Source organism: Mesorhizobium sp. C089B, from assembly GCF_030323125.1.
Classification (GTDB): domain Bacteria; phylum Pseudomonadota; class Alphaproteobacteria; order Rhizobiales; family Rhizobiaceae; genus Mesorhizobium.
In genome coordinates this window covers 3,749,664-3,764,387 of the sequence record NZ_CP100469.1, presented here as the reverse complement: position 1 = coordinate 3,764,387, position 14,724 = coordinate 3,749,664, and the positions used below count along the sequence as shown (strand labels likewise).

Here is a 14,724-nt window from a genome sequence, read left to right as displayed (position 1 = left end):
CTGTCCTGCCGGACATCTCCCCCTCAAGGGGGGAGATTGGCTGTCACTGTGGCTTTCGCCAATTGTCGAAATTGAAAGAAGTTACGGCGCCGAAGCTGCTGATCTCCCCCTTGAGGGGGAGGCCGGCAGGCCAGAGGGGGGTGTTGTCCCGCCGACCTAGCCTTCGAAATCAGGCAAACGCGCCGTGGCAGTGCTTGTATTTCTTGCCGGAGCCGCAGGGGCAGGCTTCGTTGCGGCCGATCTTGCCCCAGGTCGCCTGGTTGTTCGGATCGCGGTCTTCTGGAGCGACGATGGCGTTGCTCTCCTGGCGGACCAGAAGTGCGGTCTCGCCACCCTCGAAATCGTCCTCGCCCGTGGTGCCGTCAATGTGGCTGCCGAACATTTCAGGCGCTTCGGGCGGCGGCGCTTCGGCGGCCTGGCGGACCAGTTCGACGCGCATCAATTGCGCGGTGACGGCCTGGCGCAGATTGCCGAGCAGCGCCTGGAACAGCTCGAACGCCTCGCTCTTGTATTCCTGCAGCGGGTCGCGCTGGGCGTAGCCGCGGAAGCCGACGACCGAACGCAGATGGTCGAGGTTGACGATGTGCTCGCGCCACAGATGATCGAGCGTCTGCAACACCACCGAGCGTTCGACATAGCTCATCACGTCTGGGCCGAAGCGCTCGGCGCGCTCCTTGGCGGCGTCGTCGGCGGCCTTGGTCAGGCGCTCGCGGATGTCGTCCTCGGCAATGCCTTCTTCCTTGACCCAGTCCTCGACCGGCAGGTCGAGATTGAGGAATTCGGCGACCTCGGCCTTGAGGCCGGCGACGTTCCACTGCTCGGCATAGGCGTTTTCGGGGATGTTCTTGGTGACGATCTCCTCGATGACGCCTTCGCGCATCTCGGCGATCGTCTCGGACAGGCCTTCGCCGTCCATCAATTCGATGCGCTGCTCGAACACCACCTTGCGCTGGTCGTTCGAGACGTCGTCGTATTTCAACAGGTTCTTGCGGATGTCGAAGTTGCGCGCTTCGACCTTCTTCTGCGCCTTTTCCAGCGCCTTGTTGATCCACGGATGGATGATGGCCTCGTCTTCCTTGAGGCCAAGCTTCTGCAGCATGCCGTCCATGCGCTCGGAGCCGAAGATGCGCATCAGATCGTCCTGCAGCGACAGGAAGAATTTCGAACGGCCGGGGTCGCCCTGGCGGCCGGAGCGGCCGCGGAGCTGGTTGTCGATGCGGCGCGATTCATGGCGCTCGGTGGCGAGCACGTAGAGGCCGCCGGCGGCTAGCGCCTTTTCCTTCAGGCGCTCGACATCGGCAATGATTTCCTTTTCGCGCGCCTCTCGCTCGGGACCAGCAGGCATGTCGCCCAGTTCGTCCTCGATGCGCATCTCGGCGTTGCCGCCGAGCTTGATGTCGGTGCCGCGTCCCGCCATGTTGGTGGCGATGGTGATGGAGCCGGGTTTGCCGGCCTGGGCGACGATGGCGGCCTCGCGCTCGTGGTGGCGGGCGTTCAACACCTCGAAATCCTTGAACCCTTCCTTGCGCAGGCGCTCGGCCAGTTGCTCGGATTTTTCAATGGAGGTGGTGCCGACCAGCGTCGGCTGGCCCTTGGCGCGCGCTTCCTTGATCTCCTTGACGATCGCCTTGTACTTCTCCTCGACCGTCCGGTAGACCTCGTCGTCCTCGTCCTTGCGGATGACCGGCAGATTGGTCGGGATCTCGGTGACTTCGAGGCCGTAAATGTTGCCGAACTCCTCGGCCTCGGTCAGCGCCGTGCCGGTCATGCCGGAAAGCTTCTTGTAGAGGCGGAAGTAGTTCTGGAAGGTGACGGAGGCCAGCGTCTGGTTTTCCGGCTGGATCGCCACATGCTCCTTGGCTTCGAGCGCCTGGTGCAGGCCTTCCGAATAGCGGCGGCCCGGCATCATGCGGCCGGTGAATTCGTCGATGATGACGATCTCGTCGTTGCGGACGATGTAGTCCTTGTCCTTCTGGAACAGCCGGTGCGCCTTCAGCGCGTTGTTGACGTGGTGGACGATGGCGACGTTCTCGACGTCATAGAGCGACTCGCCCTTGAGCAGGCCGGCCGCGCGCAGCAGGTTTTCCAGCTTCTCGGTGCCTTCCTCGGTGAAGATCGAGGTCTTCTGCTTCTCGTCGATCTCGTAGTCGGCTGGGCCGAGCTGCAGCATGAAGGCATCGATGGTGTTGTACATTTCCGAACGGTCCTCAAGCGGACCGGAAATGATCAGCGGCGTGCGCGCCTCGTCGACCAGGATGGAATCGACTTCGTCGACGATCGCGTAATTGTGGCCGCGCTGCACCATCTGCGCGCGCTCATACTTCATGTTGTCGCGCAAATAGTCGAAGCCGAGCTCGTTGTTGGTGGCATAGGTAACATCGGACGCGTAGGCGACGCGGCGTTCCTCGTCGGACAGGCCATGGACGATGACGCCGACCGAGAGGCCGAGGAATTTGTAGACGCGGCCCATCCATTCGGAGTCGCGGGTGGCAAGGTAGTCGTTGACGGTGACGACATGGACGCCCTTGCCGGCAAGCGCGTTGAGATAAACGGGCAGGGTGGCGACCAGGGTCTTGCCCTCGCCGGTACGCATTTCGGCGATGCCGCCATTGTGCAGCACCATGCCGCCGATCAGCTGCACGTCGAACGGGCGCATGCCGAGCACGCGGCGGGATGCCTCGCGGACGGTGGCGAAGGCCGGCACCAGCAGGTCATCGAGCGTGGCGCCGTTGGCGATATCCTGGCGGAATTTTTCCGTGCGGGCCTGAAGCTCGGCGTCGGACAGCGCCCGCATCTCGTTTTCCATGGCGTTGATCGCCTCGACACGCGGCCGGGTCGATTTTACGCGACGATCGTTGGAGGAACCGAAAACCTTACGGGCGAGACCGCCGAGACTGACCATCCGATGGTCCTTTCGATAGAATTCTCAATTTTGAGATGAGCGCCGGCCGGCCCCATCAATTCCGCGTGAAACGCGGACAAACACAAAAAGCGCCCGGAAAACGGTTCTGGACGCAAAGTCGTTGGACAGATAAGAGGGGGCTCAACTGATGTCAACGCCGCGTTAGCCCTATGGGCAGCGCCAAATTCCGCCACAATCCGGCTGATCTGCAAGCCCTACCAATCCCCCCTTGGAGTTAATCTTGATGTCCCTACTGTTTCGCCGTGCGTCGCTCGCCAGCCTTGGCCTGGCTTTCGGCCTGTCGGCCCTGTCGCTGTCTCCGCTGATGGCCCAGGAAGCCGCTCCCGCCCCGGCCGATGCCGCAGCAGCGCCGGCGGCAGCCCCCGTCGATCCGAACACCGTTATCGCTACAGTCAATGGCCAGAAGCTGACCGAGGCGGACCTTGGGCTTGCCGAGGGCGAGCTGTCGCAGCAGTTCTCGCAGTTGCCACCCGAGCAGCGCCGCGCCGCGGCCCTTTCGGCGGCCATCGAAATCCGCGTCATGGCCGCCCAGGCGGTCGCTACCGGGCTCGACAAGGATCCCGAATTCCAGCGCCGCATGGCGTTCCTGCAGCAGCGCGCGCTGCATGGCGAGATGGTCGAGAAGGGCGTCGTCGACAAGGTTACCGATGCCGAGGTGCGCGCCCGCTACGACCAGGAAATCGCCAGCACGCCGCCGGTCAATGAGATTCATGCCCGTCACATCCTCGTGAAGACGAAGGAAGAGGCCGAGGCGATCATCAAGCAGCTCGATGGCGGCGCCGACTTCCAGAAGCTCGCCAACGAGCATACCAGCGATCCCTCGGGCAAGACCAATGGCGGCGATCTCGGCTGGTTCGGCCCGGGGCAGATGGTGCCGGAATTCGACAAGGCGGCAGTTGCGCTCGAAATCGGCAAATACACCAAGGAGCCGGTGCAAACGCAATTCGGCTGGCATGTCATCAAGCTCGAGGACAAGCGCACCAAACAGCCGCCGGCCTTCGACGACGTCAAGGACCAGGCCAAGCAGGCGGTGATCCGCGACAAGTATTTCGCACTGGTCAAGCAGCTGCGCGGCGCCGCAAAGGTTGAAATCCCCGACGCCAATCTGAAGAAGGCCGTCGACACGATGGAAGCCGGCAAGTAAGGCCGGCACCGAAAAAACATGCAAAGGGCGCCGTTCGGCGCCCTTTTCAATTGCGGGAGATGCCGGACATCACATAGCGGACAGTGGCACGGATTGTCGCCTCATCTTCGTCCAGCCGGTTGGTCAAAAGGTGTTTCCAGGCATAGGAAGCGATGAGGTCGGCGACCAGCGCTGCGTCGATATCGGCCGCAACCTCGCCGCGCGCCTTGGCGCGCTCGATGATCCGAGCGGTGTGGGACACGCGCCCATCGGCATAGCCAGTCAGGGCCGCGGCCGCCGCTTCGTCGGACTGGGCCTCGGCGATCAGCGAGCGGAATACGCTGCCCGAGGATGTGTCGCGCCAATGCGCGAAGAGGTTCCTCAGAAAACCGACGAGGTCGTCTTCGAGACTGCCGGTATCGGGGACGTCGACACGCTTTTGCCGCTTGTAGACCTCCAGCAGCAGGGCCGCCTTGCTCGGCCACCAGCGATAGATCGTGGGTTTGCCGGCGCGCGCCCGCCGCGCCACGGCCTCTATGGAGAAGCCGGCATAGCCGGCCTCGACCAGCACCGCCTCCGCGGCCTCGAGAATGGCCTCGGCGCTGTCTGGGTTGCGCCGCGCCCCGATCGATCTGCGGGCCGGATCCTCGCCCATGTCTGTCCTCGCCAACAATCTCGCCGGCAATCCTGGCCAACAATCTCGCCGGCAATATAGGTGAGCTGGCAGGCAAACGAAACGGCCCGTTTCCAGCGCTTGTAGAAGCAGGCCTCACATTCGCCCTGCGCGGGGATTTTCAGTTCATCGCTTGCGAGGTTTCCGAGGCGATCCGCCACTGGCCGTCGCTCTTCACCAGCCCAAGCGTGACTCGTGCCTTGCCGGTCATGCGCGCCGCCGATTTGTCTTTCGACATATAGTCGTAGCTCATCGCGAACACGGCTTCGGCGCGATTCTCGCCCTGCGGCGTCACATTGAGGCTGCCGGGCTCGAGACTGAACGACCAGGATGCAAATTGCGCGAACCAGTCCGTCTTGAGCTTGACGACGGCGTCGCTGTCATAGCGCGTGCCGAAGATGGTGGCGGAAGGCGCATAGAGCCGCTTGACGGTCTCGCCGATCGCCGCGGCATCGGGCGCAAGATAGTCGTCGCGCAGGAATTTCTCGATTGCGGTCTTGTCGTCGCCTACAGACCGTTCGAGTGCCGCAACCTTTGTTTCGGGCGCCGGGGGGACGGCGGGCTTCGGCTGTGCAACCGTTTCGCCGCCGGGCACAAACTCAAACCGTTCGAGCAGCGAACCCTGTTCCCATGGGCGCTGTCCCTCGCGGGTTTCGGAGACCACGTCGCGGCGCACCGCGATCATCATGTCGTTGATGCTCTGGCCGGGCTCGGCCATGTGCCGCAGCAGGGCGGCGGCGAACGGCGAATTGCGTCCGGTGCCGTCCATGGCGACAGCGCCTGGCGCCGTCGAGAAGGCGATGAAGGAGCCGCGGGTCGAATCGAACTGCGCCAGACCGGCAAGCGCCGTTGCCGAGCGCGTGGTGGCGGTGCGGCTCAGGCTGCGGGCAAAGGGATTGTTGCGGCAGGCATCGAGAAAGACCAGGCTGACCTTGGTCTGCTGCTCCATGATGTCGAGGACTTCGTCGATCGGCACGGCTTCGAGCTGCAGCTTGACCGGCATGTCGAGCCGGGCGTCGACCGGCACGATGTAGTTGCGCCCTTCCACCTGCAGGCCGTGGCCGGCGTAATAGAAAAGCCCGACGCCCGCACCTTCCAGCGCATCGGAAAATTCGCCGATCTTGCGCTCGAGTTCGCGCTTGCCGAGATCGTTGCCCTCGATGACGTCGAAGCCGATCGAGCGGAGCTTGCCGGCAATATCGAGCGCATCGTTGACCGGATTGGTGAGCGTGCCGGCTTCGGCATAGGTGCCATTGCCGATGACCAGCGCCACGCGCCGTTCCGGCTGCGCATCGGCGCTCAGGAGCAAAAGCCCCATAAACGCCACCGCCAAGATCACCAGCCTGCCCATGGCCGATATCATAACGCCAGAGGCCCCGGTGACGCCAACGGATTTGAAATGCAAGCTTAATCCCTGGTGGCTTGCCGACAGCGGCGGCCAAGAAAACGCCCTTGCGCCGGGCCGTGCTATCGGGCAAACCGGCCTTCGCCCAGCGTTTTTCCCTCGCCCGAGGTCTCCAATGTCCGCAACGATTTCGCCGCTCGCGCCGAAGAAATATCCCAAAATGCCTGCCATCGAGGGCGTGCGCATCGCCACCGCCGAGGCCGGGATCAAGTACAAGAACCGTACCGACCTCTTGGCCATGGTCTTCGATGCCGGCACAGCGGTTGCCGGCGTGTTCACGAAGTCGAAATGCCCCTCGGCGCCGGTCGACTTCTGCCGCGAGAACCTTGGCGCCGGCAAGGCACGGGTGCTGGTCGTCAATTCCGGCAACGCCAACGCCTTCACCGGCAAGAAGGGCCGCGCCTCCACCCAACTGACCGGCGAGGCCGCGGCCAAGGCCGCAGGCTGCACGCCAGGCGAAGTGTTCCTCGCTTCTACCGGGGTAATCGGCGAGCCGCTCGACACCACCAAATTCAGCCATTTGCTCGCCGGACTGGTCAAGGACGGCAAGCCGGATCTGTGGACCGAGGCCGCAAAGGCCATCATGACCACCGACACCTATCCGAAAGTGGCGACAGCGACGGTCAAGCTCGGCGACACCGACGTCATCATCAATGGCATCTCCAAGGGCGCCGGCATGATCGCGCCCGATATGGCGACTATGCTGTCCTTCATCGCCACCGATGCGCCGATCGCCGCCCCCGTGCTGCAGGACTTGTTGTCGCGCGGCACGGCCAAGACCTTCAACGCCGTCACCGTCGACAGCGACACCTCGACCAGCGACACGCTGCTGTTGTTCGCCACCGGAGCCGCTGCCAAGCGCGGCGCGCCCGCCATCAGCGATCCCAAGGATGCGCGTCTCGGCGCGTTCCGCCGGGCGCTGGGCAAGGTGCTCAAATCGCTGGCGCTGCAAGTGGTGCGCGACGGCGAGGGCGCCCGCAAGCAGGTCGAAGTCACCGTTACCGGCGCCAAATCGGCGCGCTCGGCCAAGCGCATCGCGCTTTCCATCGCCAATTCGCCGCTGGTCAAGACGGCGGTTGCCGGCGAGGACGCCAATTGGGGCCGCGTCGTCATGGCCGTCGGCAAGGCCGGCGAGCCGGCCGATCGCGACCGGCTGTCGATCTGGTTCGGCGACAACCGTCTGGCGCATGAGGGCGAACGCGACCCGGGCTACTCCGAGGAAGCGACCTCGGCCTATATGAAGCGCGACGACATTCGCATCCGCGCCGATATCGGTATCGGCCGCGGCAAGGCGACGGTGTGGACCTGCGACCTCACCAAGGAATATGTCGCCATCAATGGCGATTACCGGAGCTGATGGAGTTGGCTTCCAGGCATCCGGCAAGCATGCTCGCCATCGTGCGCCGCTACGAGGCTGCGGGGTTTCGCGCCTGGCCGGCGGCGGCCGTGCATTATGACGGCACCTGGGTGGTGCGGCTGACAGCCGGCCATCCGGCCAAGCGGCTGAACTCGGTCAACCCGCTCGATCCCGGCGACACCCAGCACATTGCCGAGCGCATCGGCCGCGCCAGCCGGCGCTTCGACGCCTATGGCAGGCCGCTGACCTTCCGCATCTCGCCGCTGTCGGGGCCGGACCTGGCCAAGCATCTCGACAATGAGGGCTGGAGCACATTCGACGAATCCCTGGTGATGCGGCTGCCGCTGGCGGACGCGCAACTGGCGCCGGCCATGGACCAGATTCCGCTGAAGGATATCAGCCGCTTTCTCGGCGCGTCGCTCAAGGTCAGCGGCTCGGATGCATCGCTGCGGCCCGGTCTTTCGGAAATCATCGGCGCTATCCAACCCGAAGTCGGGCTGTTTGCGCTGGAGGAAGGGGCCGACCCTCTGGCGGTGCTGATCTGCGTCCATGACGGCGATCTTGCCGGTCTGTTCGAGATCGCCACCGCCAAGTCGGCGCGCAATCAGGGCCATGGCCGCAACCTGATCCTGTCGGCGCTGAAGTGGGCGAGGCTGCGTGGCGCTCGCGAAGCCTGGCTGCAGGTCGAGGCCGGCAATGCGCCGGCGCTGGCGCTCTATCGCTCGCTGGGCTTCGACGAAGTCTATCGCTACCACTATCGCCGGCCGCCGGGCGCATGAGCGAGATCACCGGCAAACGCCTGCTGCTGGTCGCCGCGTGCGCGCTGGTCGATACCGATGGGCGGGTGCTTCTGGCGCAGCGGCCCGAGGGCAAACAGCTTGCCGGCATGTGGGAATTTCCCGGCGGCAAGGTAGAGCCAGGCGAGACGCCGGAACAATGCCTGATCCGCGAACTGCAGGAAGAAATCGGCATCGAGACTGACATTCCTTGCCTGGCGCCGCTCACCTTCGCCAGCCATTCCTATGATGATTTCCATCTCCTGATGCCCCTGTTCGTCTGCCGCCGCTTCCGCGGCATCGCGCAGCCCAGGGAAGGGCAGGCGTTGAAATGGGTGCGGCCAAAGCAGATGCGCGACTATCCCATGCCGCCGGCCGACGCGCCGCTGATCCAGTTCCTCATCGACCTGTTGTGATACAAAGCCATTTCGCGGTCTGATCTAGCCAGCGTTAATGGAAGATTTATCTCGTCGTGAAAAATTGCGGCAAAGCGGGTTCGCGGGGAGCGATTGCATGAGCCTCGACAGGGAATGGGACTCGATCCGGCCAGATCGCAGCTTTCGCGCCGCCGGCGTCGGCTTATTGCGCGTCACGCTGTTGTTCGGCTCGGCCGCAGTGGCGCTGGCGCTGATCGCGGTCCCCGTGCTGGACAACCAGACGCGATCATCCAGCCGCGATGCTCTTGCAGGCGGTCTCGACCCGATGAGCACGGGTTCGATCGGCTCGCGGGCCACCTATACGCTGCGCAGAAGCGTGCTGCAGCCCTCACCGAACTCAGTCTGCATCATCCGCGCCGACGGCCAACGCAGCGGCGACTGCTGACCAACAAGGTCGACACCAGCTTGAGAACTTCCTCAACGCAGGCCCATTTCACAGCCTGTTAAGCTTGTGCCGTTAACCTTTCTTAACAGGTCGGCGATATGGTCGGGGATGAGAGGGATCGACGATCATGAAGCCATTGCTGCGCCGATTTTTGCAGGACGAAACAGGCGCCACGGCCATTGAATATGGCCTGATCGTTGCGGTGCTGTCGCTTGCCATCGTCGGGGGTGTCGGCAAGGCCAGCAATGCGATCCAGTTTCTGTTCAGCGACAACAACAGCAGGCTCGCAAACGCCTTCGCCAAGCATTGATCCGGAGCGCCGTCACCGCCCGCCGGGGTTTTCCAGTATCGTCTTCAGCGAGACCTTCGCCGAACCCGGTTTCAAGGGCTTTTGCTGCGAGGCATCGGGCGCCCAGCCCGACATCCAGACGATGGAAAAGCTTGCCCTGATGCGGCCATCAGCGTCCGAAAAGCGTTCGGCATAGATTTCGGCGGCACGGGTAAAAAGCTTTCGCGCTCCCGGTCGCCGGCTGCGATCAGTCAGCGCGCTGGTTTCGCCCATCGCCCTGAGATCGGCAATGAGGTCGAAGAGGGTATCGTAGCGGACGGTCACCGTTTCGACGTCGGCCACCGGCAGCGCCAGTCCGGCGCGCTGCAGCAGTGCGCCGGCGTCGCGAACATCGGTGAAGGGGATGACACGCGGGCTGGCGCCGCCACAGAGTTCGGTCTCGGCGGCGAGCAGGCTTTCGCGCAATTCGGAAAGCGTGCCGGCGCCGGCAAAGGCGCCGAGGAAAAGCCCGTCGGGCCGCAGAGCGCGGCGGATCTGCACCAGCATGCCGGGAATGTCGTTCATCGCCTGCAACGACAGAAGTGAAACGACGAGGTCGAGGCTTTCCGGCTGGAACGGCACTGTTTCCAGCGGTGCTATCAGCCCTGGCCGGCCGTCCAGAAACGCTGGATCTGCCTCGACGCGCACGATCTCCGCTGCCTTGCCGCTTGCAGCGACCACGTCCGTTGCGTCCGGCGTCTGGCAAAACAGCACCGCGGCCTTGCCGAATTTCCGCTCGACCGCGCCGAGCCGGTCGGCAAGGTCTTCCGCCGCCCGCCGCATCAGAAAATCCGCGCCGGCTACGGGGTGGGCCAGCGCCCTGCGCTTGCGCACCAGCCAAAGTTCAGTATCGATGATCGGCTGCAACGGTAGACATCCCTGTTTGTCCGTCTAGTGATATCCTGGCGCGGACGTCAAAACCACGTGGCCGATCCGGTGATGGAGATCAAGAGCCTCGCTCAAACCATGTTGAAACTGGCCATGTTGGACTGGCCGGCGCGGATGCTGTTCCCGCCGGTCTGTGCCGGCTGTCGCAGGCACGTCTCGCAACCCGGCGTTTTGTGCGGTGCCTGCTGGCCGAAACTCAGGCTGCTGGAGCGGCCATGGTGCGCGGTGATGGGCACGCCATTCACGCACGATATGGGCGAGGGATTCCTGTCGGCCGAGGCGATCGCCGATCCGCCGCCGTTCGAGCGGGCGCGGGCGGCCGTGGCCTATTCAGGTGTCGCCCGCCAGATGGTGCAAGGTCTGAAATACCAGGATCGCACCGATCTGGCGCCGTGGATGGCGCGCTGGATGCTGCGCGCCGGCGCTGAGCTAATTGCAGACGCCGATGTCGTCGTACCGGTGCCGCTGCACTGGCGGCGCTTCTTTCGCCGGCAGTTCAACCAGTCGGCGGAGTTGGCAAGGGCGGTTGCGCAGCTTAGCGGGCTGCCTTTCTCGCCCTCGGCGGTCCGGCGCGTCAAGCTCACGCGCCAGCAGGTCGGGCTGGAGCGGCAGGAGCGCGAGGCCAATGTCCGCGCCGCCTTCCGTGTGCCTGCGGAAGCCGAAATCGAGATCACTGGGCGCCGCGTGCTTCTGGTCGACGATGTCTACACCACCGGCGCCACCGTACGCTCGGTCGCCAGGGCGCTGAAGAAGGGCGGCGCCGGAGCGGTCGATGTGCTGACCTTCGCGCGTGGCCTGCCGGGGGACTTTCGGGCCGACGAGTCCGCGACTATATAAGGTCGAGGAAAGGCACGGACCGATGCTCGATGTGACGATTTACACCCGTATGATGTGCGGCTATTGCGCGGCGGCCAAGCGGCTGCTCGAACGCAAGGGCGTCGCTTACACCGAGCATGACGCTTCGTTTTCGCCGGAATTGCGCCAGGAAATGATTTCGCGGGCGCATGGCCGCTCGACCTTTCCGCAGATTTTCATCGGCGACACGCATGTCGGCGGCTCCGACGACCTCCACGAATTGGAGGCGCGGGGCCAGCTGGACAGGCTGCTTGCCAACGGCTCGACGACAAAGAGCGGTTCGTAGGGCCGCTCTATGTCTTTGTTTTTATGCAATTTCGGACGGAAAACCGGTACACACTTTTCCTGGAATTGCTCAAAGAGGACGTGACGATGGGTGTTTTCAAGGCGGCGGCGATCCAGATGCGTTCGGGCGAGAGCCCCGAGCGCAACGCGGTCGATCTCGAACGGCTGGTTCGCGAGGCGGCAGGCCTCGGTGCAACCTACATCCAGACCCCGGAAATGACCGGAGCGCTGATTCGCGACAAGGAAGCCAGGGCTGCTTCCTTCACCTCGGAAGACAAGGACATCGTCGTGGCGACCGCGCGCAAGCTCGCCAGCGAACTCGGCGTCTTCTTGCATATTGGCTCTACCGCCATCCTGCGCGCCGACGGCAAGCTCGCCAACCGGGCGCTGCTGTTTGGGCCGGATGGCGCGACGCTCGCCACCTATGACAAGATCCACATGTTCGACGTCGATCTCGACAATGGCGAAAGCTGGCGCGAATCCGCCGCCTATGAGCCGGGCACCGAAGCGGTCGTCACCGAGATCGACGGCGCCAGGCTGGGCTTTGCCGTCTGCTACGATCTACGCTTTCCGCAGCTGTTCCGCGCCGAGGCGATGGCCGGCGCCGACCTCTTGTCGGTGCCTGCCGCCTTCACCCGCCAGACCGGCGAAGCGCACTGGCATGTGCTGCTGCGAGCCCGCGCCATCGAGAACGGCGCCTATGTGGTTGCTGCAGCACAAGGTGGCCTGCATGAGGACGGCCGCGAGACCTATGGCCATTCGCTGATCGTCGACCCGTGGGGTCGCATCATCGCCGAGGCCGTCCATGCCGAGCCGGGCGTGATTATCGGCGAGATCGATACCGCACAGTCGTCGGCCGCGCGCAAAAAAATCCCCAACCTTAGGAATGCGCGCGATTTTGCCGTCAATGCCGGCACGGCTGAAGTGCCGCGGCTCAGGGGCGCGGCTTCGTGATCCGCTTTGCCCTGATCTGCGAGCACGAGCACGAATTCGAGGGCTGGTTTCGCAGCAATGACGATTTCGACACGCAGAGGAAGCGCGGCTTCGTCGATTGCCCGAGCTGCGGCTCGCACAAGGTGCAAAAGGCGCTGATGGCGCCAGCCGTCTCCACCGCGCGGAAGCAGGAAACAATTGCGCTGGCCATGGGCGAAACCCAGAAGCAGGCTTTGGCGCAACTGAAGGCGATGGCCGAGAAGGTGCGCGAGAATGCCGACTATGTCGGCGACAAGTTTGCCGAAGAAGCGCGCAAGATCCATTTCGGCGAGAGCGATGCGCGCGGCATCTATGGCGAGGCGACGTTGGACGAAGCCAAGAGCTTGGCCGAGGATGGCATCGATTTCATGCCGATCCCGAGTTTTCCCGAGGAGCGCAATTGAGCGATCAGCTGGCGCTATCGATCAATTTGCCAAGCAACTGAGCCAGTGCCCCCCGCTCCGTGCCGGTGAGCCCGGCGAGGATTTCATGCTCGTTGGCGACGTGGGCGGTCAGGGCTTCGTCGATCAAGGCCAGACCTTTTTCGGTCAGTTGCACGACAATGCCACGCCGGTCGTTGGGGTGCGGGCCGCGCAGGATCAGTCCGGCCTTCTCCAGCCGGTCGAGCCGGTTGGTCATGGCCCCAGAGGTCACCATCGTCGCCTCGTATAGAGCGGTCGGTGTCAGCGCGTAGGGCTGGCCGGAGCGGCGCAGCGTCGCCAGCACATCGAATTCGCCGGCCTGCAGCCCGAAACGGGCAAACAGCGGGGCGAGGCGCTCGCGGGCGATTAGCGACGAGGCTTCGTTCAGCCGCCCAAGCACCAGCATTGGCGACACCTCCAGGTCCGGCCGTTCCCGCTTCCATTGCTCCACCGCCTTTGCCGCGCGATCCATCTGTCTCACCGCTAAGTATCTTGACGTTAAGAATCTTTGTGGTATGCTACCTCAAGATACAGTTTCGACCCAGTGCCGCAAGTGAGTGACGGGACCATCCGATGAAATTTCTCTGGGAATCGGCGCTTGGCCTGCTGGTCGTCACCGGCGGCCTGCTCGGCCTGACCCTGCCGTTCGGCAAGCTGGCGACGGCTGCCGGCGTTCCGGCCATGGTCTGGGCCTTCGTTATCTCGTTCGGCGCCGGGGGCGTGCTGCTGTGCGCGTTGCTCGCGAACGGCGAGCGCATGCGGCTCACCTCGCACAGACTGCGCTATTTCTTCATCACCGCCGCCGTGTCCTACGCCGTGCCCAATCTGCTGATGTTTTCGGCTATCCCGCATCTCGGCGCCGGCTATACCGGCATCATGTTCACGCTGTCGCCGGTCATCACACTGGTGTTTTCGATCCTGCTTGGCGTTCGACGGCCAAATATGCTCGGCAGTATCGGTATCGCCGTCGGCTTCATCGGCGCGGTCATGGTGGCGGTGACTCGCGGCGAGGCCGGCCAGCCGGCCGATTTCTTCTGGGTACTGGTCGGACTTTTGATCCCGGTCAGCCTTGCCGCCGGCAATATCTATCGCACCGTCGACTGGCCCGAAGGCACCGGTCCGATCGAACTGGCCGTCGGCAGCCACCTGGCCTCGGCGACGCTGCTGCTGATCGGCATTCTCACGCTGTTCGGCGTTGGCGCTTTCGCCCCGCTCAGGGCCGTGCCGCTGGTTGTCGTGGCGCAAGTCGCTTCGGCCTCGGCGATGTTTGCCTTCTTCTTCCGGCTGCAGGCCGTGGGCGGTCCGGTCTATCTCAGCCAGATCGGCTATGTGGCGGCGGCCGTCGGCCTGTTTGCCGGAACCATCTTCCTCGGCGAGCACTACCAGTTGCTGACTTGGGCCGGCGCGGTGATCATCACCATCGGCGTGATCATCACCACCAAGGCGCAGAGCCAGAAGGCATAGGGTCTTTGGTTTACGCAATTCCCTAGGCAAAGCGCTATGCGCTTTTCCCGGGAAAACCGCTTCACACTTTGCTCGAACTGCTCAAGCTCAAATTTGGCTCGCGTCGAGGCGCTTCCGTAGCGCCGGCGGGGCGACGTTTCGCCAGGCCGTCCGAACTGCGCTGCGGAATGTCTGTTCGTCGCAGGCTTCGAGCATAATCGACGTCCATCCCTTTTGGCCCCAGCCGCCTGTCACGGGCCTGAAAACCGATGGCTCAGCCGCGGCCATCATCTCTTGCTGGTCGCGGTCGAGCTTGACGACAGCACGGTCGGCTTCGGGCAGCGAGACGAAGATACGGTTGCGGACGCGGAAGTCAGCCTTGCCGAAATGCGATTGCTCGACCGTTTCGGGCAGATCGAGCGCCAGCTCTCGGGCCCTCATAGTGTCCACGG

17 protein-coding genes are annotated in these 14,724 nt (G+C 63.9%); 11 read left to right on the top strand and 6 right to left on the bottom strand.

Going from position 1 to position 14,724, the window contains the following annotated elements; all coding sequences use genetic code 11:
- Positions 1–169: 169 nt before the first annotated feature.
- On the bottom strand, positions 170–2,902 hold the full coding sequence (gene secA / locus NLY44_RS18585) for a preprotein translocase subunit SecA (RefSeq protein WP_023804561.1): 2,733 nt from the start codon (positions 2,900–2,902) through the stop codon (positions 170–172).
- A gap of 244 nt (positions 2,903–3,146) precedes the next feature.
- On the opposite strand from secA, the gene NLY44_RS18580 reads away from it, so the two are divergent.
- Entirely contained in the window at positions 3,147–4,067 is a 921-nt protein-coding gene (locus tag NLY44_RS18580; protein ID WP_023804562.1) for a peptidylprolyl isomerase, read from the top strand.
- A gap of 46 nt (positions 4,068–4,113) precedes the next feature.
- Here the strand turns inward: NLY44_RS18580 and NLY44_RS18575 are convergent, their stop codons facing one another.
- Both NLY44_RS18575 and NLY44_RS18570 read right to left on the bottom strand, forming a co-directional pair.
- On the bottom strand, positions 4,114–4,701 hold the full coding sequence (locus NLY44_RS18575) for a TetR/AcrR family transcriptional regulator (protein ID WP_023694003.1): 588 nt from the start codon (positions 4,699–4,701) through the stop codon (positions 4,114–4,116).
- A 139-nt stretch (positions 4,702–4,840) separates the two neighbouring features.
- Positions 4,841–6,070, bottom strand: a complete 1,230-nt coding sequence (locus tag NLY44_RS18570) for a caspase family protein (RefSeq protein ID WP_023686681.1) — start codon at positions 6,068–6,070, stop codon at positions 4,841–4,843.
- Positions 6,071–6,239: 169 nt separating this feature from the next.
- Between NLY44_RS18570 and argJ the strand changes: the two genes are divergently transcribed.
- From argJ to NLY44_RS18545, 5 genes are all read left to right on the top strand, one after another.
- Entirely contained in the window at positions 6,240–7,481 is a 1,242-nt protein-coding gene (gene argJ, locus NLY44_RS18565) for a bifunctional glutamate N-acetyltransferase/amino-acid acetyltransferase ArgJ (protein WP_023672988.1), read from the top strand.
- 29 nt (positions 7,482–7,510) lie between these two features.
- Positions 7,511–8,260 carry a GNAT family N-acetyltransferase gene (locus NLY44_RS18560; RefSeq protein ID WP_023713717.1) on the top strand — a complete coding sequence of 250 codons (750 nt, stop codon included), beginning with the start codon at positions 7,511–7,513 and terminating at the stop codon, positions 8,258–8,260.
- Positions 8,257–8,673, top strand: coding sequence for an 8-oxo-dGTP diphosphatase MutT (gene mutT, locus NLY44_RS18555; RefSeq protein WP_023686680.1), 417 nt, complete (start codon positions 8,257–8,259; stop codon positions 8,671–8,673). Before NLY44_RS18560 ends, mutT begins: the two co-directional genes overlap by 4 nt.
- Positions 8,674–8,770: 97 nt before the next feature.
- Positions 8,771–9,079: a hypothetical protein gene (locus NLY44_RS18550; RefSeq protein WP_023686679.1), complete on the top strand. Its 309-nt coding sequence runs from the start codon at positions 8,771–8,773 to the stop codon at positions 9,077–9,079.
- Positions 9,080–9,206: 127 nt separating this feature from the next.
- Positions 9,207–9,389 carry a Flp family type IVb pilin gene (locus NLY44_RS18545; protein ID WP_023686678.1) on the top strand — a complete coding sequence of 61 codons (183 nt, stop codon included), beginning with the start codon at positions 9,207–9,209 and terminating at the stop codon, positions 9,387–9,389.
- 12 nt (positions 9,390–9,401) lie between these two features.
- On the opposite strand, the gene NLY44_RS18540 is transcribed toward NLY44_RS18545, so the two are convergent.
- Entirely contained in the window at positions 9,402–10,274 is an 873-nt protein-coding gene (locus NLY44_RS18540) for a methyltransferase domain-containing protein (RefSeq protein ID WP_286454826.1), read from the bottom strand.
- Positions 10,275–10,346: 72 nt separating this feature from the next.
- On the opposite strand from NLY44_RS18540, the gene NLY44_RS18535 reads away from it, so the two are divergent.
- From NLY44_RS18535 to NLY44_RS18520, 4 genes are all read left to right on the top strand, one after another.
- Complete coding sequence (locus NLY44_RS18535; protein ID WP_198028940.1) at positions 10,347–11,132, top strand: ComF family protein; 786 nt, start codon at positions 10,347–10,349, stop codon at positions 11,130–11,132.
- A gap of 22 nt (positions 11,133–11,154) precedes the next feature.
- Positions 11,155–11,436, top strand: coding sequence for a glutaredoxin 3 (grxC, locus tag NLY44_RS18530; RefSeq protein ID WP_023804564.1), 282 nt, complete (start codon positions 11,155–11,157; stop codon positions 11,434–11,436).
- Positions 11,437–11,522: 86 nt separating this feature from the next.
- A complete protein-coding gene (locus NLY44_RS18525; protein ID WP_023804565.1) occupies positions 11,523–12,389 on the top strand; it encodes a carbon-nitrogen hydrolase family protein in 867 nt (288 codons plus the stop codon).
- Positions 12,386–12,811: a DUF1178 family protein gene (locus NLY44_RS18520; RefSeq protein WP_023685783.1), complete on the top strand. Its 426-nt coding sequence runs from the start codon at positions 12,386–12,388 to the stop codon at positions 12,809–12,811. Before NLY44_RS18525 ends, NLY44_RS18520 begins: the two co-directional genes overlap by 4 nt.
- Before the next feature lie 4 nt (positions 12,812–12,815).
- Here NLY44_RS18520 and NLY44_RS18515 read toward each other — a convergent pair whose 3' ends face one another.
- Positions 12,816–13,301 (bottom strand): MarR family winged helix-turn-helix transcriptional regulator, encoded by a 486-nt coding sequence (locus tag NLY44_RS18515; protein ID WP_023672979.1) that lies wholly within the window; start codon positions 13,299–13,301, stop codon positions 12,816–12,818.
- Positions 13,302–13,402: 101 nt separating this feature from the next.
- Between NLY44_RS18515 and NLY44_RS18510 the strand changes: the two genes are divergently transcribed.
- Positions 13,403–14,293, top strand: a complete 891-nt coding sequence (locus NLY44_RS18510) for a DMT family transporter (RefSeq protein ID WP_023727011.1) — start codon at positions 13,403–13,405, stop codon at positions 14,291–14,293.
- An 87-nt stretch (positions 14,294–14,380) separates the two neighbouring features.
- Here NLY44_RS18510 and NLY44_RS18505 read toward each other — a convergent pair whose 3' ends face one another.
- Positions 14,381–14,713, bottom strand: a complete 333-nt coding sequence (locus tag NLY44_RS18505; RefSeq protein ID WP_023685781.1) for an MmcQ/YjbR family DNA-binding protein — start codon at positions 14,711–14,713, stop codon at positions 14,381–14,383.
- Between the last annotated feature and the right edge of the window lie 11 nt (positions 14,714–14,724).